This window comes from Streptomyces sp. 35G-GA-8 (assembly GCF_023534745.1).
GTDB lineage: Bacteria > Actinomycetota > Actinomycetes > Streptomycetales > Streptomycetaceae > Streptomyces.
The window spans coordinates 32,305-53,056 of the sequence record NZ_JAMHJQ010000019.1; the positions used below are offsets into that span (position 1 = coordinate 32,305).

A 20,752-nucleotide genomic window follows, 5' to 3' on the forward strand; every position below is an offset into this window, starting at 1 on the left:
CGGCCGGCCCGCCTCCGTCCGCCCCCCGCCCTGCCGCTCAAGCCCGTCCGTCAGCCTCCGGCCGATTCAGGCCAGCGCCTTCTTCAGAGCGCTGATGGCGAGTTCACGGGCCACATTGGTGGCGTGGCACCCCCGGAGGCTGTCGAGCATCATGAAGTCGTGGACGATGCCCTCCACACGCACCGCGGTCACGTCGACACCGGCCTCGCGGAGCTTCGCCGCGTAGGCCTCGCCCTCGTCGCGCAGGACGTCGGCCTCGTCGGTGATGACAAGGGCCGGTGGCAGGCCCTTGAGCTGGCCGGCGCTCGCCCGCAGCGGGGAGGCGTAGGGCTCTGCCCGCTGTTTCGGGTCGGTCGTGTACTGGTCCCAGAACCAGATCATGCCGTCCCGCGTCAGGTAGTAGCCGTCCGCGAACTGGAGGTACGACGCCGTGTCGAAGCCGGCGTTGGTGACCGGGTACAGCAGCACCTGCGCCCTCAAGCCCACGTCACCGCGGTCCTTGGCCATGAGGGCGAAGACCGCGGCCATGTTGCCGCCCACCGAGTCACCGCAGACCGCGATGCGGGAGGCGTCGAGACCATGCTCGGCACCGTGCTTCACGACCCACTCGCCGACGGCCCAGTTCTGCTCGATCTGGGTCGGGTACTTGGCCTCGGGTGCCCGGTCGTAGACGGGGAAGACCGCGGCGGCGTTCGCTCCGGTGGCGAGTTCCCGTACGAGACGGTCGTGGGTGTTCTCGTCGCCGAAGACCCAGCCGGCCCCGTGGATATAGAGGATGACCGGCAGATCCCCGGCGGCGCCCTTGGGACGGACGATCCGGGTGCGGACCCTGCCGTACTCGCCCGCCTCGACCGTCACCCACTCCTCGTCGATCTCCGGCTTGTCGACGCCTTTGCCGGTCTGGAGCCCGGCGAGGATGTCCCTGCCCTGCTCCGGGGGGACCTCGTAGATCCTCGGATGCGGCGATGTGGCCTCGGTGAGCTCCTTCGCGGCGGGTTCGAGGACTGGGGTGGGCGGAGGGGGCAGCTCGGCCATGACGGTCTCCTGTGTGGTCGCGCGAACGGATGGTGAGGAAGCCCGGCTCACCGGCCGCCACCGATGGGCGGGGCCCATGGCACGAGGATCACGCGGCCGACGTCGGAAATTCGCTCCTCTCGCCATGTTCCAGGGGGCCACGCCCCGCGCAACTCGAACGCGCCGGGCGTGGCCCGGCCCGGAGAACCACCCGCCGTGGCGGGGCTCCGGCTCCCCAGGCGAGCCCCGGCCCGGCGGGTGGTTCTCCGGGCCGGGCCCCGCCCCGCGCAACGCGCCCGCGCCGGGCGGGCCCCGGCCCGGAGAACCACCCGCCGGGCCGGGGCTCGCCTGTGGAGCCCGAGCCCCGGCACGGCGGTTTGGTCAGATGCCGAACGGTGCGGCGGTTTGGTCAGATGCCGAACGGTGCGGCGTAGTGGACGGTTCCGCCGGGCAGCGGGTGGTCGGCGTCGAGGGTGAGGGCCATCATGGCCTCGTCCGGGACGTCGATGCTGAGTCCGATGCCGTACGTGGACGCGCGGGTGAAGCCGAACCGCGGGTAGTACTCCGGGTGCCCGAGGACAGTGACGAAGTGTTCGCCCAACTGCTCGGCGGCCCGCAATGACGCGCGGATCGCCGCGGAGCCCGCGCCGGTCCTCTGGTACTCGGGCCGAACGGCGACAGGACCCAGACACAGGGCCGGGGTGTCGTCGATGTGGCAGCGGGTCAGCAGCGCGTGGCCGATGAGAGCGCCGTCGTGGTCGGTGGCGACGATGGACAGACCATCGATCCACGAGGGGTCGGCGCGCAGGGCCTCGACGAGGTCCGCCTCCAACGGAGTGTCGAACGCGGCGAGGTTGATCTCGCGAATGGCCGGGATGTCGGCGCTGGTCTCAGCGCGTGTGATCCAGTTGATGCTCACGGTGGATGGAGATCCGTTTCATGGTGGGTTCGTATGGGTACCGCCCCGCGAGCTCACGCTCCCAGCGGGACGAATCCGGATGAGGGTCAGGCCAGGGCCCGGGACGTGAGGACGGTCCGGGCGGAGCGCATGGCACCGGTGGCCTTGAGCGCGGTCATCAACCCCACCTCCCCGCTTCCTCGATCTGGATCCAATACGAACGCGGGTAACCATATCATCGGGGCATTGGGCCCCTGTGAACGGGCGGTCCGCTACCCACTGTTGCGCCGCATGACCCACGGGCACACCCGTCGGCCGCGGGGGGACACTGGCCGACGGTGCCGAGCAGTTCGCGCGGCAGCTCGCCTCGGCCGCCGAGCCGGGGCTGATCCCCGACCCGGACGCGCACAGGACCTGACCTCCTATTCCGTGCGCAGGGCCGTGGCGGTACGGGTCCTGGCGGCCCAGCCGGCGGGCAGGAGTGCGCCCAGGGTGGCGATGAGCAGGCCGCCGAACGCGAGCGACAGCAGTTCGGCACCCTGGTAGACGGCCATGACGGAACCGGGGAGGCGGAGCCCCACACTCTCGCCCATCGCGGGGAGGACCCAGCCGTGCAGCGCCACGCCGAGCGGCACGCCCAGCGCGCCCGCGACCAGTCCGGTCACCACGACAGAGGTGAGGATCATCGCGACGGTCTGCCGGGGGGTCATGCCGAGCGCCTTGTGGACTCCGATCTCCCGGACGCGCTCGCGGGTGTCGAGCAGCACACCGTTCAGAACGCCGAGCGCGGCGACGGCGACGAGCATCAGCGTGAGGATCGCGGACAGCGCGTTGAGCGTGACGACCATGTCGCCGCCCGCGTCGAGCCCGCCGGCCCGGGCCGTGGCCCCGAGCGGTGCCAGATCCTTGTTCAGCGCGTCGACGTAGCCGGTCACGTCGGTGCCCGACGTGACCGCGATGTGATGGCTCGTCTCCGTCAGGTCGGGATCCGCGGCGGTGAGGGTCGAGGCGTCGGTGAAGACCTGCATGCCGTCGTTACGGGGGTCGAGGACCTCACCGACGATCCGGACCGTGACCGGCTCGGACAGGCCGTTCAGGGTGACGGTGTCGCCGACGCGGGTGCCGGTGGCGGTCAGGAAAGGGGTGGGGACCACGCCCTCGCCCGGCCTGTCGATCCAGCGGCCCGAGACCATCGTGTAGCCGCCCCAGGAGGCGTCGCCGGTGAAGGCGATCACGTCGATGGTGCCGGACAGGCCGGACACGGTCGTCCGTACCGTCGCGGCGCTGTAGTACTTCCCGGTTCCGGCGGCGGCCTCGACGGCCGCGGCGACCGCCGTGGGATCGGCCTTGGGCTGCTTCTCGGGGCGAGGGCCTTGGAGTCCGAAGTCGGGAAAGGGTGCCGGCACGACGACATCGGCGACGTCGTGGGCCCTGGCTTTCATCACCTGGCCGAGCGAGGCGCTCATTCCCACGGTGAACGTGACGGCGATGGCGCCGAACAGGATCGCCGTGCCCGCTGCCAGCGCGCGGGCGGGCCGAGCGAAGGGCCGGGCCAGGCCCAGAGCGACCGGCCGCGGCAGCGGCAGCCGTCCGGCCAGCCGGGCCGCCCATCGGCCGCGCCCCGTGGCAGCGGTACGCCCGACGGCGAGCGCGTCCACCGTGCGCAGCCGCCCGGCCCGCCAGGCACTCGCCCACCCGGTCGCCGCCACCAGTGCGAGCACCCCGCCGATCACCGTCAGATCGACCCAGGGGGCGACGGCCAGGGACGAGGTGCCGTAGACCTCCTCGGTCTCGGCCAGTACGGGGACGGCGAGCAGATGACCGGCGAGGACACCGAGGGCCGTGCCGACGGCGGCCGGGATCAGCGCCTGCCCCACGTAGGCCCGCACGACCTGGGCCGGGGTGAGTCCGATGGCCTTGAGAACGCCGATGCGCCGCGTGCTCGTGCCGACGGCCGACGCGACCACGTTGCCGACGATGAGCACCGACATGACCAGGCCGAGGGCGCCGAACGCGATGAGGAACGGGACGTAGAGGGCGGTGTCGCGCTCGGCGGTCTTCTTGACGGCGAGCCATGACTGTTTGCCGAGGGTCGATCCCGGCGGCAGCTGTTCCGTCACGGCCTTGCCGCCCGCGGTGATCCGCGCGGCGGTGTCCGCGTCGGTGAAGCGGTAGAGCATCTGGTAGCCGCCGCTGCCGGGCGCGGTGAGCGCCGGCATCTGGGACGGAACCACCCAGGCGTCGGCGGTCCGCGTGACCGAGCGGGCCACACCGACCACCGTCAGTGTGGGACCGCCGGCCAGATCGGGGAAGTCGATCTCCATGCCCATGGTCGGGAAGAGCGAGGAGTCGGCGGACAGCACGATCTCGCCGGGGCGCGTGGGCCATCGCCCTTCGAGCAGTGCCACCTCGTCCACGTCCCGGCCGGGATCGCCCCTGCCGACCACGGTCATCATCGGCCCCCCGGGGCCCGCCCCGTTCGCTCGCGGGGCGACCGTCGCCGTACGGAACGGTCCGGCCGCATCGCTCACCCCTTCGGCTTCCTTGGACTTCGACAACTGACCGGCACTCACCTTGCTCGCGTCGAACCGCATGGACAGATGCGCGCCGTGCTGCTTGGCGAAGGCGTCGTCGAAGGGCGCGCCCGACACCACGAGCAGCGTTCCGCCGAGAACGGAGGCGGCCACCGCCATCATCGTGGCGAGCCCGATCACCAGCGTCTGCACCCTGCGCCGGCTCACCCCCGAGCGCACCACCTTGCCGAGCGCGCTCATCGGACGGCCTCCGAGGTGACGGCCCCCGGCCGGGTGTCCTCGGTGATCCGGCCGTCGGCGATCCGGACCGTACGGTTCGTGCAGGACCGGGCCAGAGCCAGGTCGTGGGTGACCACGACGATGGTCTGTCCCTCGGCGTTGAGTTCGGTGAGCAGCCTGCTGACGTCCTGTCCGGCGGCCGTGTCCAGGGCCCCGGTCGGCTCGTCGGCCAGGAGCAGCGCCGGCCGGTTCATCAACGCCCGGGCCACCGCGACGCGCTGCCGCTCACCGCCGGACAGCCGCCCCGGGTAGGCGCGGGCGTGCCGGTCCATGCCGAGCAGTTCCAGGAGTTCCGCCGTCCGGCGTTCCGCCTCGCCACGTGCCATACCGGCGAGGCGCGCGGGAAGGGCGACATTGTCGGTGACGGTCAGATCGTCGAGCAGGTTGAAGAACTGGAAGACCATCCCGATCTTCGACCGCCGGTAGAGCGCGGAGCCGGCTTCGCCCAGCTGATCCACCCGTACCCCGTCCACGGTGACGGCCCCCGTGTCGGGCCGGTCCAGGCCCGCGATCAGATTGAGCAGCGTGGACTTGCCGCTGCCGGAAGGGCCGAGGATCGCGACGGCCTCGCCGGGCCGCACGCTCAGCGACGCCTCGTGCAGAGCGGGCGGGCCGTCGTCGTACCGGCGGCTCACCTCACGCAGTTCGATCAACGACATGGTCATAAAAGGCTCCTTGGACAGGGGCGGTTGGCTGCGTGAACGCTAGGAGCGGGCCCGGCCCGCACGCGTCGCCCGCCCGGACCCTTTGCGGTACCGCGCTGGGATGAGCCACGGAAACGTCATCCCTGCGATGTACGCGGGTGATGTATCCGGGGCGGTGGGAATGGCCACCGGGACGGACGCCGCGGGTCCGCGCGGCGGCGACAATGAACCGGTGATGGACGTGAGTACGACGCTGGAGCGGCTGCGGGAAGCCGCCCGCCGGACGGTCCGCGACGCCGGGCTGCCGAGCGCTCCACCGCTACGACCCGCCCGGCGCGCCTGGCAGTTCGACACGCTGGTGGCACTGGCGCTCGGAATCGCCACCGTCTACTACGGCATCGACAACGCCGACAACGTCGTGATCCGTGAGATCGCGCCCGGCGTGCTGCGCGTCGTGCCGCGCCCGTCCGGCCACGGCGGCATGGCCTTCATGGTGACCCTCGCGGTCATCGCCTCGGGCGCGCTGGCGCTGCGCCGCCGCTACCCGCTCGCCGTGCTGTGCGTCGTGACGGCCGCGACACTGGCGACACCGCAGAGCGTTCTGCGGCTGACCTTCTACGCGTTCGTCATCACCGTCTACAGCGCCGCCGTGTACAGCCCGTACCGGGTGGCGACCCTGGCGGCACTGCCGGTGTCGGTCATCCTGGTCGGCACCTCGGGGAACTCGGTGACACCGATCGTCCCCAACGAATACATCGCCCTGCTGATCCTGGTCCCGATGGCCGTGGCCGCCGTCGGCCTGCGTACGTGGAAACTCCGGACCGACGAGGGCCGCACCCGGCTCTCCGCCCTGGAACGCGAACAGGCCGAGGCGCTGCGCCGGGCCGTCGAGCATGAGCGGGCCAGGATCGCCCGTGAACTGCACGACGTCGTCACACACAACGTCAGCGTGATGATCATCCAGGCGGGGGCCGCCCGCAAGATCATGGGCACCTCCCCCGAGCAGGCCGGCGAGGCGCTGCTCGCCGTCGAGGCGGGCGGGCGGGCCGCCATGACCGAGCTGCGCCATGTCATGGGACTGCTCACCATGGCCGACGAGGGCGCGGAGACGGACGGAAGCGCGGACCTGGCCGCCAGGGAGGCGGAGTTGACCCCGCAACCCGGCCTGGGCCAGCTGGAAACGCTGGTCGGGCGGGTCCGGGACACCGGACTGCCCGTCGATCTGACCGTGACCGGCCCGCCCCGTCCTCTTCCGCCCGGCCTCGAACTCGCCGCCTACCGCGTGATCCAGGAAGCGCTGACCAACACCGTGAAGCACGCGTCCGGCGCCAGCGCCGCCGTGACCGTCGAATTCGGCCCGGAACGGCTCCGGGTGGAAGTCACCGACACCGGTGGACAGCCGGGCACGGGCGCGCCCAGCGGTAACGGCCGGGGTCTGATCGGCCTGCGCGAGCGTCTCGCCGTCTACGACGGAATCCTGAACACCGGCCGACGCGTGACCGGTGGCTACCGTGTGGAAGCACTGATCCCCCTGGAGGCCCCGTGACCGAGCCGCTGCGTGTGCTCCTCGCCGACGACCAGACACTGGTCCGTACCGGATTCCGGATGATCCTCAACGCCGACGGCGTGGACGTCGTCGGCGAGGCGGCCAACGGAGCCGAAGCCGTCGAAGCGGTCCGCCGCGGCCGGCCCGATGTGGTCCTGATGGATGTCCGGATGCCCGAGATGGACGGCTTGGAGGCCACCCGCCGCATCCTCACCGGCGCCCCGGGCGAACCCCGGGTCATCATCCTGACGACCTTCGACCTCGACCGGTATGTCTACGCGGCACTGTCCGCCGGGGCCAGCGGCTTCCTCCTCAAGGACGTCACCCCCGAGCAGCTGACCGCGGCCGTCCGCACGGTGCGTACCGGCGACGCTCTCCTCGCGCCCGCCATCACGCGCCGCCTCGTGCAGCGGTTCACCCAGCGCGGCGGCGAGACCGCCGCCCTCCACCGCAACCTCGCCACGCTCACCCCGCGCGAACTGGAGGTCCTCGGCCTGCTCGCCCGAGGACTGAGCAACGCCGAACTCGCCACGCGCCTCCACCTGGCCGAGGCGACCGTGAAAACGCACGTCGCCCGCATCCTCGCCAAACTCGGGCTCCGTGACCGTGTTCAGGCCGTCATCGTCGCCTACGAGACAGGGCTGGTCAGCGCCGGCGCACACGAGGCCGCCCAGCGGTCGACGGAGCAGACATAGACCCGAGCGGACGTGGACCCGAGCAAGACGTGGACCGAAACCGAGACGGACGATGTTCCTCCTGGACACCCGGAGCCGGTCGCGTACGACCGCTTGCCCCGTCCCGTACGAACTGACCGCGGCCGAACAGGTTCCGGAGAAAGCCGTGTTCCCGCATGATGTCCAAGGCGAGGCACGACGGACGGCACGTGGCCGACGGCGCCGGCCCGGTACAACCGCATACCGAGGGAGCAGGCACGAATCATGGGTGCGCTCAACGAACAGTCCGCCGTCCGCTCACTCACGCTGGGCGATACCCGCCTCACCTATGTCGTCGACGGGGCAATGGGCATACTGCCGGAGAGCTTCTTCCCCTCGATACCCGCGGAATACTGGCAGGAGCATCCGGAGACGCTCGACGAGCACGGCTTCGTCGCCATGTCGGCGGGAGGACTGCTCGTGGAGCGCGACGGCCGCCGTCTGCTCATCGACGCCGGTCTCGGACCGGTGTCCGGGCCGACCAGGGTCTCCGGAGAGCCTGTCGGACACACGAATTCCGGCGCGCTCCCGGAAACCCTTGCCGCGCTGGGTGTCGCCCCGCAGGACATCGAGAGCGTCGCCTTCACCCACCTGCACGTCGATCACACCGGCTGGGCCTTCACACCACGGAAATTCTTCCCCAACGCGCGGTATCTCGTCGCCGCCGAAGAGTGGGCTCCGCACGGCCGTGGCGAGACAGTTCCCGGCGCACCGGCGCAGGAGACCATCGAGCCGATGAAGAACGGCCACGCCCTGATCTCCCACGGTGACGAGATCTTTGATGGCGTGCATGCCCTGGTGACGCCGGGACATTCTCCCGGCCACACCTCGTATGTGATCACCGCCGGGGACGAGCGGGTCGTGGTCTTCGGCGATGTCTTCCACATCCCGGCGCAGATCGCGCATCCGCACTGGGGGTCGCGCCCCGACTCCGACGCCGCCGCGGTCATAACGGCGCGCGAGCGCATCGCCGGGGAACTCGCGCGGTCAGGGACGATCGGCTTCGCCTTCCACTTCGGTGACCAGGCGTTCGGGCGCCTGATCGGCACGCAGTGGGTGCCCGTTGAGACAGAGACAGTGCTGCCCACCCCCAGAGCACTCGCATGAGGCCCGTCTCACGGACGGAGCCCCCCACGAGTCCGGCGGGCCATGGCGAGGCCGCCGCCGGCTGATCCGCGCAGAGCGACCGGATACGCCTCAGCCGCCCGCGATCACGGCCTTGAGCTCGTCCAGCGACTCCCGCATCACCTGCGCCATCTCCCGTTTCTCGGCCGGCATGATCCAACGTTCGAAGCCCACCTTGAAGACGGCGACCCCCGCCTCTGCGGCCAGGCTCGCGGCCGGCTCCGCGACACCGCGTCGGCGCAGGGTGTCGCCGAGCGCGGCCGAAATCGACGCGAGCTTGATCAACTCGCGCTCCAGGAGCTCCGCGTTCGCCACGATGACGGCCTGGCGCTTCCGCGCGAACTCACGGCGGTCGACGAATACCCCGGAGACCGCGTCAAGTCCCAGCGCCAGCGCGTCGATCGGCGCCGCGGACTCCGGGGCGTCGGCGACCGCCCGCACGAACAGTTCCCGCAACTCGCCGGAGCCCGCGAACAGCACCTCACGCTTGTCCGCGTAGTGCCGGAAGAAGGTCCGCTCCGTGAGCCCCGCCCGTTTGGCGATCTCCGCCACGGTGGTCTGCTCGAACCCATGCTCGCTGTAGAGCCCCAACGCCGCTTCCGCCAGGCGCCCCCGTGCGTTCGGCTCCCATCTGCCCATGCGGAGATCCTACGCGATGACAGTGGATGACATCAGGTGTACCGTCGATGACAGCAACTGACATCAACAGTTTGGGGCTCCTCCCATGCGTATCTTCATGACGGGCGCGTCCGGCTTCATCGGCTCCGCCGTCGTACCCGAGCTCATCGACGCGGGGCACCAGGTCGTCGGGCTCGCCCGTTCCGACGCCTCCGCCGCCGCGCTCACCGCCGCCGGGGCGGAGGCCGTCCGCGGCACCGTCGACGACCTCGGGGTCCTGCGGGACGCGGCCACCGCGTCCGACGGGGTGATTCACCTCGCCTTCAAGCACGACATCGCCTTCACCGGCGACTTCCAGGGCGCCGCCGAGGCCGACCGTCGGGCCGTCGACACCTTCGGCGACGCGCTCGCCGGCACCGACCGTCCCTTCGTCGTCGCCTCCGGCGTGGGCGGCGTCACGCCCGGACGCCTGGCGACCGAGCGGGACATGCCCGCCCTCGACGGCTCACCGGTCTCGCTGCGCGCGGCCACCGCCCAGGCGGTGCTCGCGCTCGCGCCGCGCGGCGTGCGCTCATCCGTGGTGCGGCTGTCCCCGACCTGCCACGGCGAAGGGGACCAGGGCTTCATCGCGACCCTCGTCGCCATCGCCCGCGCCACAGGCGTCTCCGGCTACATCGGCGACGGCGCCAACCGCTGGCCTGCCGTCCACCGCCTTGACGCGGCACGGCTGTTCCGTCAGGCCGTCGAGAAGGCCCCCGCCGGATCGGTGCTGCACGGTGTCGCGGAGGAGGGCGTCGCGATCCGCGATATCGCCGAGGTGATCGGCCGCCACCTCGACGTGCCGGTGACCTCCGTGACCCCCCGGGCCTCGGCCGAGCACTTCACCTGGCTGAGCGCCTTCGTCGGCCTTGACACCCCGGCGTCCAACACCCTGACCCGCGAACTGCTGGACTGGCGGCCGACCCGACCCGGCCTCCTCGAAGATCTCGACAAGGGCCACTACTTCCACACCCCGGCCACCGCCACCTGACCGGCGGCGAGGACACACCACGTCGGGGCGGCTGCTCGGCCGTGGTGACGGAGACCCGGACCCGCCTGGCGGAGGGGCCGGGACAGGACGGCTTCACCCCTCCCCCGGCCCCCTCGGGGCGTCACGCGCCGATGGAGACCTCACTGACAGCCCAGAACCAGTTGTTGCCGCCGGTGTAGCGGAAGTGGACGCGCGCGCTGGTGGCGCCCGCCGGGACCCGGAGAGCGATCCTCTCGACGCGTGAGGTCGCGTCGGCGGTGTACGTCCTCACGGAGACGGGGGCGCCGCCGTCGTAGGACACGAGCACATCGCCCTTCTGGGGTGCCTCGTGCCGATAGAAGGTCGTGTACGTGAGTGTGGCGGTGGCGCCGCCGTCGACCGGGTACGCCCGGCTGATCAGGGTGGAGTCGAAGGTGCCGGAGACCGCTTTGTCGGACCACTCGTCGCCGTCGGCGACCGCGAAGACGTTCCGCGCCCGGACATGGCACTCGCGCTGCTGATCGCGTTGTGTCGCGGTCCAGAACTCGTCGGTGGTGAAGGACCAGCCGCGCCACTCGGTCACCCCGCCCGTGCCCATCCTGGAGTTGTCGATGGACCAGCCGCTGGGCGGCGTATGGGTGTAACCGAGGACGTCCGCCCCGATGCCGGTCTCGTCCGTACGCGTGCGGAGCGAGCCGCGCAGTGCGGCGAAGTCGTCGGGGCCGGGCTGCTGGAGGGGGCGCCCGTCCAGGTCCCAGGCGGGGTCGATGGCGATGCCGAGGTGGGCCAGCGCGCTGGCCGCGACATCGGGCATCCGGATGTCGTGGCGCGTGGAACCCGCCGTGATCGTCGGTCCGGTGGCGATCAGGAAGGTCTCGCGCTCGGGCCGGCTCGACCCGCCGTGGCCGCCCGCGTCGGTGTGTCCGTGATCCGTGGTGACCATGATCAGCCAGTCCTCGGAGCCGTACGTCGACCGGCCCTCGACCGCGGCCAGCAGCTGGCCGATCTGGCTGTCCACGCCGTGGATGGCGTCCAGATACTGCCGGCTGGCGGCACCGTACGAATGGCCCGCGTGGTCGACGTTGTCGAGTTGTACGAACACGGCGTCCGGATTACCGGAGCCGAGTTCGGCGACGACGCGTGACGTGGTGCCGGTGTCGTACTCCGCTCCCGGGGTGGAGATACGGGTGTCGACCTTCGACGAGAAGACGGTGTCGGTGAGAGGCGCCCAGGACGAGACGGCGCAGGTGCGCAGGGCGGGGCGGGCGGTCTCGATGCGGGTGAGGAAGTCGGGGTACCGGGCGAACTGCTGCCCGGTGAAATTGTTGTCCTTGACCTTGTGCTTGTCGGGCCAGACACCGGTGGTGATCGTGGACCAGCCGGGGCCGGACATCGTGGGAGCCATGGGGTTGGCGTAAAGGGCGCTCGGCGCGGTGAGGCCGGTGGCCATGAGCCTGTCCAGGTTCGGCGCGTCGGCGTCCTTGATTCTGCTCAGCAGCGCGCCGTCGACGCCGATGACCAGGACCTTGGGGGTCTTGGCGGCAGCGCGGGCGACGGCCGGGAGCGGCCCCGCGAGGGCGGCCAGGGTGGCGGCGCCGATCAGCACCGAGCGACGGGAGACGCCCGAGGTCCTGGGTGAGGTCGTAGGAGAGGTCGTAGGAGAGGTCGTAGGTGAGGTCACGGGAGAGGTCACGGATTCCTCCGGAATGAGGGAAGTCGGGGGGAAGAGCCGACGGGCGTAGGCCCGCCGGGCGCGTCCGGCCGGAACCGAACCTGGGAACGGTGCGTACGCGCCACCCAGGCCCGGCCCCAGCACTTGGGTCCAGACCCGTTATCTTTCCGTCATGCGCGGCCGAGTTGCCAGAGCGCTCCGGTGAACTCCGGTGGGCTCCAGTGAACTCCCTTCGACCGCAGGTGAATTCTCGGACCGCACCGTGAACTTCCGGCCTACGAAGGCCGACGCTCCGCGGCCGGTGCCACCGTCGGCCACGCGACGGTGGCACCGTAAGGCCCTCAGCAGGCGCAGTGGGCGGCCCCGACCGGCGTCGTCAACGGATCGGCCGCGCGCCGGATCACACCGCTCTCACCCTCGACCGGGAATCCCTCGCGGATCCAGTACTCGACCCCACCGATCATCTCCTTGACGTGGTAGCCGAGTTGGGCGAGGGCGAGCGCCGCGCGGGTCGCGCCGTCGCATCCCGGACCCCAGCAGTAGACGATGACGGGAACCGCGGCGTCCAACAGGTCCGGGGCGCGCTCCGGAATCTCGGCGGTCGGCAGGTGCACCGCACCGGGCACATGCCCCTGCGCCCAGGCTTCGTCCCCGCGTGAGTCGACGAGCACGAAGCCCGGATCGCCGGACTCCAGCGAGGAGTGGACATCGGACACGTCCGCCTGGAAGGCGAGGCGTGCGGCGAAAAAGTCGGCTGCGTCGGCCGGCGCTGCGGGCGGGACCCGCAGGGCGGCGCTGATCTGGGTCTTGGTCATGCCCTGGACACTAGGCTTCTCGCCCGTACCTCAGAACCCGAGATCAACGGCTTCTCCTTCCGATCGCCGTGGAACTCGTGGTATCACTCCAATATGGCCGCTGATTCCCTTGACACCACCGATATACGCATCATGGAAGCCCTGCAACACAACGGGCGTGCCAGCTACGCCGAGTTGGCCCGTAGCGTCTCCATGTCCCCGAGTGCCGTCACGGAACGCGTCCGACGGCTGGAGGAGTGCGGCGTCATCTCCGGCTACTCGGCCACCGTGAGCCCCGAGGCCCTGGGGCTCGACATCCTGGCTTTCGTCCGCCTCCGCTACCCCACGGGCAACTACAAGCCGTTCCACGACCTGCTCGACACCACACCTGAGATCGTGGAAGCCCACCATGTGACGGGTGACGACTGCTTCGTCCTCAAGGTCGTCGCTCGCTCGATGCGCGACCTGGAGCTCACCACGGGCCGCATCGCCGCCTTGGGCTCCGTCACCACGAACGTCGTCTACTCCAGCCCGCTTGCCAGCCGCTCGGTGACGACGGCTGTGTCCCGGAACCGGCCGGTCGTTTCCGGCGACTGACCCATCGGGCAGGGCGCGGATCCTGGATCCTCCGGACCCGCTGACCGGACCCCCTTCGGGGGCTACGGTGTTGCGCGGCAGCCGAGTTGGTCGGCGAAAGCGGACATGGAGGGGCAACGGATGAAACGGCTACGGGGGTTCGGTGTGGCGGTGGCCGCCGGGGCGGTGCTCCTGCTCGCGGGATGCGGCGTTCCGACGGATTACAGCGAGATCGTCACCTTCACCGACGAGCACGGCCGCGCATGCACCGCGGCGGTGGTCGTCGACCAGGAACAGAACGAGGGCAACGACTACGAGGTCTCCAGTCTCGACTGCGACTACGCCCCGGCGGGCCGCACTCCGGGGCCCACGCGCTACTCCCCCATGCCGGAGCGGGACACCAAGTGACGTCGGGGCGGAGGGACGGGGTACGGGGTACGGGGAAAAACCCCGCCCCTCACTCCGCCTTCCTGAACACCTCCGACATCCCGTCTCCCGTGTCATGGGCCAGCAGCCCCGTCGCGTCCGGGGCGATCAGGCCGACGCGGGTGGCCAGTTCCCTCCCATGTACGTCGACGGCCGCCTCGATGAGGCCCGCGAGCGCGTCCAGTCCTGTCCGGGCGCGGGAACGGGCCACGGCCCCGCAGACGACGGCGACCAGCGCGGCCGGCCACCACCAGCAGGCGAGGAGGGCATAGCCCACGCCCCAGGCGGCGAGGCGGGCCGCGGCGCCGAAGGAGTCGCGTGCCGACTGGATCTGGCGCCCGGCGGGTTCGGGGAGGATCAGCCACAGTCGCGGCCACAGGGCGGCGAGGTCCACACCGTAGGCGGCCTCAACACGGTCCGCCGTCGCCTGCATGCGGTCGCCGTACCAGGTGGGGCGTGCCGGTACGCGCAGCGCGACGCGGTCGCGGGCCTCGGTGAGGGCATGGATCCGCGCCCAGGTGCCTCTCGGGATCGTCACCGTACCGTTCGCTCCGACGCCGGTCGGGCCGGCGTGCGCCACGGCCTCCTCCACCCTCGCGTCCCTTTCCCTCCACCGCCGCTCCCGCCGTGCGGTGAGGGCACGCGAAAGCGGGTCCCGGCCGAACCGCAGCCAGTACTGTTCGATCGCACCGCCGAGGAACTGCGCGGCGAGCGAGGCCGCGGCGGCGGTGAGCAGCACGAGCGCCACGAGAATCGCGGCGGTACCGGTCCGGTCCAGGGCGGGGCGGGCGGCGAGGTCGTCCAGAGTGCCGCGCAGCCGGTCGACGTCGTGCCAGTGGCGATGCCCCAGGGTGGCGCCGACGGCGGTGACCGCGAGGAAGAGGGCGCCGGGCAGCACCAGCAGGTTCAGCCAGCGCTCGGTGAGTTTGCCGCCGAGGGTGGCGAGGAGGGGGTTCATGAGGTCGGGAGGCCGGAGGCGGTCACTGTCGTCACTGTCCGGGGTTCAGCCGGCTCTTGCGCATACGTGTTCCGTTGACCGCGCAGTGGGGCGCGGGCAGCAGGTCGCGGGCCCGTTCGAGCCGCGTGCAACGGGCCGGTCCCGGGCACACGGCCACCTTGATATGGATCGCGACTCCGGGAGCGCCGGCACCGCGGGATTCGTTGAGCAGCCCGCCCGCGACCCCGGCCAGGCGCAGCGCGTGGTCCAGGTCGTCGTAGCAGGCCGCCAGCGCGGCGGCGTCCTCGCCCGACCGCAGCAGTTCCCGCGCGCGCTCGGCGGGCTCCTGTACCCCGGGCTGCCGCATGTCGTGCGACGAGCCGAGCAGGGCGCACAACGCCGCTGTCCGGTGGGCGAGTTCGGGGTGATCAGGCGATACGGTCATGCTCCAAGTGTGCCGGAGAGCGGGCCCCGTCGAGAGTGAGTCGCCGCGCTACCGGAGTCGACAACAGGGGGAGCGACAAGGTGAGGGACGACCGGGACGGGCTGGTACAGGCGATCCGTGCGCGCCTCGCACGGGCCGGGACCGCGGACGGAGGTGTGCGCGGGGACGTGGTGTTCGGCCCCGGGGCCGATGCCGAACTCCGGGCCCTGCTCAGGACCGCCGACACCAGGACCGACCTGGAGGCCCGGCACGCGGCCGGCTGGCTCTGCGTCGCTCGCGCGGCGGCCGCGACCGACACACGCGGCGCTGTCCACGGAGCCATGGCGGGAACGCTGCTCTTCCCAGTATGGATGGCCGATCCCGGTCTCGTGCCACCGCCGTTGGCGGCCGGCTATGAGTCCACCGACCCCGCGGACCGCCCCGATCCGGCGAACGCCGACGGCCCCGCCGAGTGGTCGGCCGACTGTGCCGCGGCCGTGATCGCGGCCGAGGGCCGACAGCACCATCCGCCGCGCGACGCTTCCGAGAACGAACTCCGGCTGTACGAACTGGCCGTGCGGGTGGGTGCCTCGCTGCCCACGCGTGAGCTACTGCTCGGAACGGCGGTGGGGATGGGCAGCCTCGCCGTCCTCGCGACGCCGGAGCACGACCCCACGTACGCGACCCGGGTCGCCGATCTGACCCACGCGCTGTCCCTCGCCGGGCAGCACGGACCGACGGCCGACGAGGGACCGACGGTCCACGACCGGCCGATGGCCGACGAAGGCCCCGACGCGGCGCTCCGTCTCACCCACCACGCCCTCAAGCGCGTTCCCGCCGACTCCCCCGACCGGCTGGTCACACTGAGCAACCTGGGCATCCAGTTCCTGGATCGGTACCGGCAGTCGTACGACCCGGACGACCTGTACGAAGCGGTGGGCATCGGGCGCGACGTACTGGCCCAACTGCCCGCGCAGAGCCCGCATATCGCCCAGTGCCTCACCGCCCTGGGCGTCGCGCTGCTGCAGCTGCGGCAGCGGGAGGGCGGCACGCCGGAGGAGTGCGACGAGGTGGTGGACCTGTTCCGCCGGGCGGCTCCCGGCCATCCCCAGGGGCCGACGGCGGCAGGACTCAACCTGGGACTCGGGCTCGTCCTGCGGTACCAGCGCACCGGTCGGCCGCACGATCTGCACGAGGCGGTCGGCGTACTGACCGGCGCGCTGGAGGCGTCGCGGGACCCGGAGCAGCGCACCGGCGCCCGCGCCGCGCTGGGCAACGCGCTGCGCGCCCGCTACGCGCTGACCGGTGATCCGGCCGATCTGGACGCGGCGATCACACAGCTGTCCGCGGTGGTCGGCGCTTCCGGGGAGCCGACGTCCCGCACCGCGACGCGGCTGCTCGCACCCGCGATGGCCCTGCACGCCCGCCACGCCCTTGATCCGGAAGGGAACAGTGCGGATCTGGCCGAGGCCCTGCGACTGGTGCGGCGGGCCGGGACACTTCTGCCGCCGGGCCACCCGGAACGGCCCGTCACGCTCGGCGATCTCGGGCTGCTGCTCAGCACCAGCTACCAACGCTCGGGAAACCGGGAGGAGTTGAACGAGGCCGTCCTGGCTCTTCGGGAGTCGGTGGCGCTCACCGCCGAAGGGCACGAGATTCTCGGCGTGCGGCTGCTCAATCTCGGCATGGCCCTGGGCCTGCGCCACCAGCTGACCGAGGACGGCGAGGACCTGCGAGAGGCCCGGGAGTGCCGGCGACGGGCCATGGAACTGCCCGGTCTCGGCCGTGCGCATCGCGCGATGCTGCTCGGCTCGACGGCCATCAGCCGAATGACCGGTTTCGAGCGTGCCGCCGACCCGGGCGCCCAACTCGACGAGGCGATCGGCCTCTTCAGGGAAGCGCTCGCCCTCACCCCGGCGGACGACCGCCTCTTGCCGCGTCGGCGCCACAATCTGGCCGTGGCCCTGATGGCCCGCTTTCTGACGGCACAACGGCTCAGCGACGCGCGGGAGGCGCGCGAACTGGCCGACTCCGTGGTCGCCGCGCTGCCCGCGGACTCGCCCGAACTGCCCGGAGTCCTGGTGGTGGCGGCCGGCGCCCGGCTGTCGAGCCTCGGCGCCGTGTTGTCCTCGGCGGTGCGCAACGAGGCGATCGCACTGCTCCGCCGGGCGGTCGAGATCACCCCGCCCGGCCACGCGAAGCGCACACAACGCCTGGCGACTCTCGGTGACGTCCTGCGGGACCGGGGGCCGGGCCGCCGACGCCGTCGATCCGATCTGGTCGAGGCGGCCGAGGTGTACCGGGAAGCGGCCCTGGAGCGGCAGTGCGACCCCTCCCAACGCCTGGACGCCGCACGGGCCTGGGGCGCTGTGCGGGCGGAACTCGGTGACTGGGCCGGCGCTCTGGACGGCTACGCGACGGCGGTCGACCTGCTGCACTCCGTCGCACCCCGCCATCTCGTCCGCGATGACCAGGAATTCCTGCTGAGCAGGACCGTCGGGCTGGGGGCCGAGGCGGCGGCCTGCGCGGTGCGCAGCGGCAGGCCGGGGCTCGCGGTGGGGCTGCTCGAACAGGCCAGAGGCGTACTTCTCTCCCACGCCTTCGACGCCGACAGCGATCTGACCCGGCTCCGGGAGACGGCCCCGGAGCTCGCCGACCGCTTCGAAGAACTCCGGGACGCCCTGGACACGGCTACCGACAGCCGGGATCAGGGACTTCTCGAAGAAGCGCCGGAAGGACGCCGGGGCGACGCACACGGCCCCGAAGCCCGCGCCGACGTGCGGCAGCGGCTGGCCGCCGAGTGGCGGGAGCTGACCGGGCGGATCCGCGCCGAGCACCCGGAACTCGGCCTGCTGCGGCCGGTGAGGGAGTGGGACGAGCGGGAACTGCGCGCGGCGGCCACGGCGGGCCCGGTGGTGCTGGTCAATGTCTCCTCGTACGGCGGCGAAGCACTGATCGTCACCGAGCACGCGATCGACGCCGTACCGCTCCCCGGACTGGACCCAGGGACGACAGCGGCCCGCCGGCGGGCTCTCCAGGACGCGCTGTTACGTATCGAGACGCCCGGCACCTCGCGCGCGGAGTCCCAGCGCGCACAGCGAGTCGTCCGCGACACGCTCACCTGGCTCTGGCAGGCGGCCACCGGACCTGTCCTCGACCATCTGGGCATCCCGGCCGTCCCCGCCGGACCGTTGCCCCGTGTGTGGTGGTCGCCGGGCGGCGTCCTGGGCACCCTGCCGCTGCACGCCGCGACCCCCCAGGACGGCGCGCCCGGGGCGTTGGGCCGGGTCGTCTCCTCGTACACGCCGACTCTGCGGGCGCTGCGACACGCCAGGCAGCGCGTCGCCCGGCCGGCGGGCACAGGGGCGCTCGTCGTCGCCGTCGGTGAGGCCGCCGGGCTCGCACCGCTGCCCGCCGCGCGCCGCGAGGCCGAACGGCTCGCCCGGCTGCTGCCCGGCTCCGAGGTGCTGACGGGCGCGTCCGCCACCCACTCCGCGGTGGTCTCCGCCCTGCCCCGGCACGCGTACGCGCACTTCGCCTGCCACGCCCGGGGGGATCTGGAGCGCCCGTCCGGCAGCCGGCTCGTTCTGCACGATCACACCGAACGTCCGCTGACCGTCCGCGACCTCGCCCGGCTGCGGCTGCCGTCGGTACGGCTCGCCTATCTCTCCGCCTGCGACACCCTGCGGACCAGCCCCGAACTCGCCGACGAGTCCGTCCATATCGTCAGTGCCCTCCAGATCGCGGGCTTCCCCCATGTCGTCGGCTCACTGTGGCATGTCGACGACACGATCGGAGCCGGTGTCGCCCAGAGGGTGTACGAGTCTCTGAGCGCGGGCGACGGCGCGCTGGACGTCGGCCGCACAGCCGAGGCCCTGCACGCCACGGTGTGCGCGCTACGTGACACGTATCCCCTGACCCCCAGCTTGTGGGCCTGCCAGGTGCACGCCGGTCCCTAATACCCTCCCCGCCCCAGGGTCACGACCTCGGCGAAACGGCGGGTGAATCCCTCCCAGGCCGCCGACGACGCCGGTTCGTCGGCCACCGCCCGCTCATAGACCGTGTCCGGGTCGAAGCCCCGCGATGTCAGCCATTCCCGGTCCCAGCGACGGACATCCGCCGCCACTGCCTCGGGGTGGAACTGCACGCCCCAGGCCCGCTCCCCCAGGCGGAATCCCTGATACCGGCACCGCTCGCTGTCCGCCAGCCAGACCGCCCCCGCCGGGAGTTCGGTCACGGCGTCCACATGGCGCTCCATGGCGGGCACCACGGGAGACAGCCCGCCGAAGAGAGGGTCCTCGCGCGCCTCGGCGCGCAGCCGGATCGGCGTACTCCCGCACTCCGGCTCGCCGGAGCGGCCACGCACCGTGCCGCCCCCGACATGAGCGAGCAGCTGACCGCCCAGACAGATGCCCAGCACCGGATTGCCCTGCTCCAGCGCCTGTCCGGCAAGACGCCGCGCCGCGGGAAGCCAGGGCGCACGCGCGTCCTCGTCCGGGAGGAATCCGCCGCCGAGCACGATCAGCGCCCGTCGCCCGAGCGTCTCGGGCAGCGGCTCGCCGGTGTACGCGTGGACCGTCTCCAGGCTCAGTCCGGCCTCCCGCAGCCAGCGGCCGACGCGGCCGGGACCGCCGTTCGGCGTGTTCTGCACCACGAGCACACTCTGCCTCGTCATGCCCCGCACCCGACCCGCTCACCGGACCAGAGATGAGTGGCGTCCTCCGGCACTCCGCGCCGTTCGGCCCCGCCGTCGTCGCGGTACTCCCACTCGAACGGCACGCCGTGCGCGGTCGCCACATCGGGGCCGTCCATCAGCTGGAAGTGCAGGTGAGGTTCGGACGAGTTCCCGGAGTTTCCGCACTCGGCGAGGTGCTGCCCCGCCGTGACGCGGTCGCCCACCGTCACGAGGAGGGAATCGCGCCGCAGATGGGCGAGGACCGCGTACACGTCGTCGCCGATGTCCAGCACGAGGTAGTTGCCCAACAAGTGGCGCGGCCACCCCAGGTCGCGCAGAAAGCCCTCCAGACCGAGGAAGGCGAAGCCGGGAAGCGACATCCGGCTCAGATGGTCCCGCTGCCGGCTCGCGGCCGCGACCACCACTCCATCGGCGGGAGCGAGAAGGGGCCTCCCGAAGGAGGGATACGACCGCGGAAGCCGACCGACCGGCCAGACCCAGTTGAAGGGCGGGGTGTGCGGTGCGCCCGCGGCGTCCCGCGGCGGGTCGTACTTCAGGTCGATGGCGTAGGTCTGGGCGTGGCTGTGCGTATGGCTGGGGATCTTGGTCGCGGGGCCGTTGAGCGCTGTCCAGCGCCCGGTGACGGGCAGCCGGACCAGCACGGGCCGCCGGTCCCCGGCCGGACGCTGGGTCCGTACCAGGGCCCAGCGCAGAAGGATCGCGACCGCGATCAGCGCGACACCCACGTACCACAACGGCCCGATGCCCCGGACGTTCACCACAACGCACAACGTCCCGGCGCCGAACAGCAGGCCGTGGCGCTTCCACAACAACACCGGCGGACACATCCCTCGTTCCTTCCCGGAGG

18 protein-coding genes are annotated in these 20,752 nt (G+C 71.8%); 7 read left to right on the plus strand and 11 right to left on the minus strand.

Annotation, left to right across the window (positions count from 1 at the left end; genetic code table 11):
- Positions 1-66: 66 nt before the first annotated feature.
- From M1203_RS33265 to M1203_RS33285, 4 genes are all read right to left on the minus strand, one after another.
- Positions 67-1,035, minus strand: coding sequence for an alpha/beta hydrolase (locus M1203_RS33265; RefSeq protein WP_249953574.1), 969 nt, complete (start codon positions 1,033-1,035; stop codon positions 67-69).
- Between the two features lie 388 nt (positions 1,036-1,423).
- Complete coding sequence (locus M1203_RS33270; protein ID WP_249953575.1) at positions 1,424-1,933, minus strand: GNAT family N-acetyltransferase; 510 nt, start codon at positions 1,931-1,933, stop codon at positions 1,424-1,426.
- Between the two features lie 401 nt (positions 1,934-2,334).
- Positions 2,335-4,686: an FtsX-like permease family protein gene (locus M1203_RS33280; protein WP_249953576.1), complete on the minus strand. Its 2,352-nt coding sequence runs from the start codon at positions 4,684-4,686 to the stop codon at positions 2,335-2,337.
- Complete coding sequence (locus M1203_RS33285) at positions 4,683-5,390, minus strand: ABC transporter ATP-binding protein (protein ID WP_249953577.1); 708 nt, start codon at positions 5,388-5,390, stop codon at positions 4,683-4,685. The genes M1203_RS33280 and M1203_RS33285 overlap by 4 nt, the downstream gene beginning before the upstream one ends.
- A gap of 214 nt (positions 5,391-5,604) precedes the next feature.
- On the opposite strand from M1203_RS33285, the gene M1203_RS33290 reads away from it, so the two are divergent.
- The 3 genes from M1203_RS33290 (at position 5,605) to M1203_RS33300 (ending at position 8,735) form a co-directional block, all read left to right on the plus strand.
- Positions 5,605-6,915, plus strand: coding sequence for a sensor histidine kinase (locus M1203_RS33290; protein ID WP_249953658.1), 1,311 nt, complete (start codon positions 5,605-5,607; stop codon positions 6,913-6,915).
- Positions 6,912-7,610 (plus strand): response regulator transcription factor, encoded by a 699-nt coding sequence (locus M1203_RS33295; protein WP_249953578.1) that lies wholly within the window; start codon positions 6,912-6,914, stop codon positions 7,608-7,610. The genes M1203_RS33290 and M1203_RS33295 overlap by 4 nt, the downstream gene beginning before the upstream one ends.
- Before the next feature lie 243 nt (positions 7,611-7,853).
- A complete protein-coding gene (locus M1203_RS33300; protein ID WP_249953579.1) occupies positions 7,854-8,735 on the plus strand; it encodes an MBL fold metallo-hydrolase in 882 nt (293 codons plus the stop codon).
- Positions 8,736-8,825: 90 nt separating this feature from the next.
- Here M1203_RS33300 and M1203_RS33305 read toward each other — a convergent pair whose 3' ends face one another.
- On the minus strand, positions 8,826-9,392 hold the full coding sequence (locus M1203_RS33305; protein WP_249953580.1) for a TetR/AcrR family transcriptional regulator: 567 nt from the start codon (positions 9,390-9,392) through the stop codon (positions 8,826-8,828).
- 85 nt (positions 9,393-9,477) lie between these two features.
- On the opposite strand from M1203_RS33305, the gene M1203_RS33310 reads away from it, so the two are divergent.
- The gene (locus M1203_RS33310; RefSeq protein ID WP_249953581.1) at positions 9,478-10,401 is read left to right on the plus strand and encodes an SDR family oxidoreductase; all 924 of its coding nucleotides are present in this window, start codon (positions 9,478-9,480) and stop codon (positions 10,399-10,401) included.
- Positions 10,402-10,522: 121 nt separating this feature from the next.
- Here M1203_RS33310 and M1203_RS33315 read toward each other — a convergent pair whose 3' ends face one another.
- Both M1203_RS33315 and M1203_RS33320 read right to left on the minus strand, forming a co-directional pair.
- Positions 10,523-11,986, minus strand: coding sequence for an alkaline phosphatase family protein (locus M1203_RS33315; protein WP_374404642.1), 1,464 nt, complete (start codon positions 11,984-11,986; stop codon positions 10,523-10,525).
- A gap of 407 nt (positions 11,987-12,393) precedes the next feature.
- Positions 12,394-12,867, minus strand: coding sequence for a rhodanese-like domain-containing protein (locus M1203_RS33320; RefSeq protein WP_249953582.1), 474 nt, complete (start codon positions 12,865-12,867; stop codon positions 12,394-12,396).
- 93 nt (positions 12,868-12,960) lie between these two features.
- Here M1203_RS33320 and M1203_RS33325 point away from each other — a divergent pair, with 93 nt between their 5' ends.
- Together M1203_RS33325 and M1203_RS33330 are read left to right on the plus strand one after the other, a co-directional pair.
- A complete protein-coding gene (locus M1203_RS33325; RefSeq protein ID WP_249953583.1) occupies positions 12,961-13,443 on the plus strand; it encodes an Lrp/AsnC family transcriptional regulator in 483 nt (160 codons plus the stop codon).
- Between the two features lie 120 nt (positions 13,444-13,563).
- A complete protein-coding gene (locus tag M1203_RS33330; protein WP_249953584.1) occupies positions 13,564-13,830 on the plus strand; it encodes a hypothetical protein in 267 nt (88 codons plus the stop codon).
- 49 nt (positions 13,831-13,879) lie between these two features.
- On the opposite strand, the gene M1203_RS33335 is transcribed toward M1203_RS33330, so the two are convergent.
- Complete coding sequence (locus M1203_RS33335; protein ID WP_249953585.1) at positions 13,880-14,806, minus strand: hypothetical protein; 927 nt, start codon at positions 14,804-14,806, stop codon at positions 13,880-13,882.
- A 31-nt stretch (positions 14,807-14,837) separates the two neighbouring features.
- Complete coding sequence (locus M1203_RS33340) at positions 14,838-15,230, minus strand: hypothetical protein (protein ID WP_249953586.1); 393 nt, start codon at positions 15,228-15,230, stop codon at positions 14,838-14,840.
- An 80-nt stretch (positions 15,231-15,310) separates the two neighbouring features.
- Here M1203_RS33340 and M1203_RS33345 point away from each other — a divergent pair, with 80 nt between their 5' ends.
- Entirely contained in the window at positions 15,311-19,168 is a 3,858-nt protein-coding gene (locus M1203_RS33345; RefSeq protein ID WP_249953587.1) for a CHAT domain-containing protein, read from the plus strand.
- Here M1203_RS33345 and M1203_RS33350 read toward each other — a convergent pair.
- Positions 19,165-19,884: a type 1 glutamine amidotransferase gene (locus tag M1203_RS33350; protein ID WP_249953588.1), complete on the minus strand. Its 720-nt coding sequence runs from the start codon at positions 19,882-19,884 to the stop codon at positions 19,165-19,167. The genes M1203_RS33345 and M1203_RS33350 overlap by 4 nt on opposite strands.
- Positions 19,881-20,732, minus strand: coding sequence for a M23 family metallopeptidase (locus tag M1203_RS33355; RefSeq protein WP_249953589.1), 852 nt, complete (start codon positions 20,730-20,732; stop codon positions 19,881-19,883). The genes M1203_RS33350 and M1203_RS33355 overlap by 4 nt, the downstream gene beginning before the upstream one ends.
- Positions 20,733-20,752 lie beyond the last annotated feature (20 nt).

Bases quoted from the DNA above. Each gene is read 5' to 3' on its own strand.
- M1203_RS33265 (WP_249953574.1), bottom strand. From the start codon at position 1,035: ATGGCCGAGCTGCCCCCTCCGCCCACCCCAGTCCTCGAACCCGCCGCG.
- M1203_RS33335 (WP_249953585.1), bottom strand. From the start codon at position 14,806: ATGAACCCCCTCCTCGCCACCCTCGGCGGCAAACTCACCGAGCGCTGG.
- M1203_RS33285 (WP_249953577.1), bottom strand. From the start codon at position 5,390: ATGACCATGTCGTTGATCGAACTGCGTGAGGTGAGCCGCCGGTACGAC.
- M1203_RS33280 (WP_249953576.1), bottom strand. From the start codon at position 4,686: ATGAGCGCGCTCGGCAAGGTGGTGCGCTCGGGGGTGAGCCGGCGCAGG.
- M1203_RS33325 (WP_249953583.1), top strand. From the start codon at position 12,961: ATGGCCGCTGATTCCCTTGACACCACCGATATACGCATCATGGAAGCC.
- M1203_RS33300 (WP_249953579.1), top strand. From the start codon at position 7,854: ATGGGTGCGCTCAACGAACAGTCCGCCGTCCGCTCACTCACGCTGGGC.
- M1203_RS33330 (WP_249953584.1), top strand. From the start codon at position 13,564: ATGAAACGGCTACGGGGGTTCGGTGTGGCGGTGGCCGCCGGGGCGGTG.
- M1203_RS33350 (WP_249953588.1), bottom strand. From the start codon at position 19,884: ATGACGAGGCAGAGTGTGCTCGTGGTGCAGAACACGCCGAACGGCGGT.
- M1203_RS33340 (WP_249953586.1), bottom strand. From the start codon at position 15,230: ATGACCGTATCGCCTGATCACCCCGAACTCGCCCACCGGACAGCGGCG.
- M1203_RS33320 (WP_249953582.1), bottom strand. From the start codon at position 12,867: ATGACCAAGACCCAGATCAGCGCCGCCCTGCGGGTCCCGCCCGCAGCG.
- M1203_RS33290 (WP_249953658.1), top strand. From the start codon at position 5,605: ATGGACGTGAGTACGACGCTGGAGCGGCTGCGGGAAGCCGCCCGCCGG.
- M1203_RS33355 (WP_249953589.1), bottom strand. From the start codon at position 20,732: ATGTGTCCGCCGGTGTTGTTGTGGAAGCGCCACGGCCTGCTGTTCGGC.
- M1203_RS33310 (WP_249953581.1), top strand. From the start codon at position 9,478: ATGCGTATCTTCATGACGGGCGCGTCCGGCTTCATCGGCTCCGCCGTC.
- M1203_RS33305 (WP_249953580.1), bottom strand. From the start codon at position 9,392: ATGGGCAGATGGGAGCCGAACGCACGGGGGCGCCTGGCGGAAGCGGCG.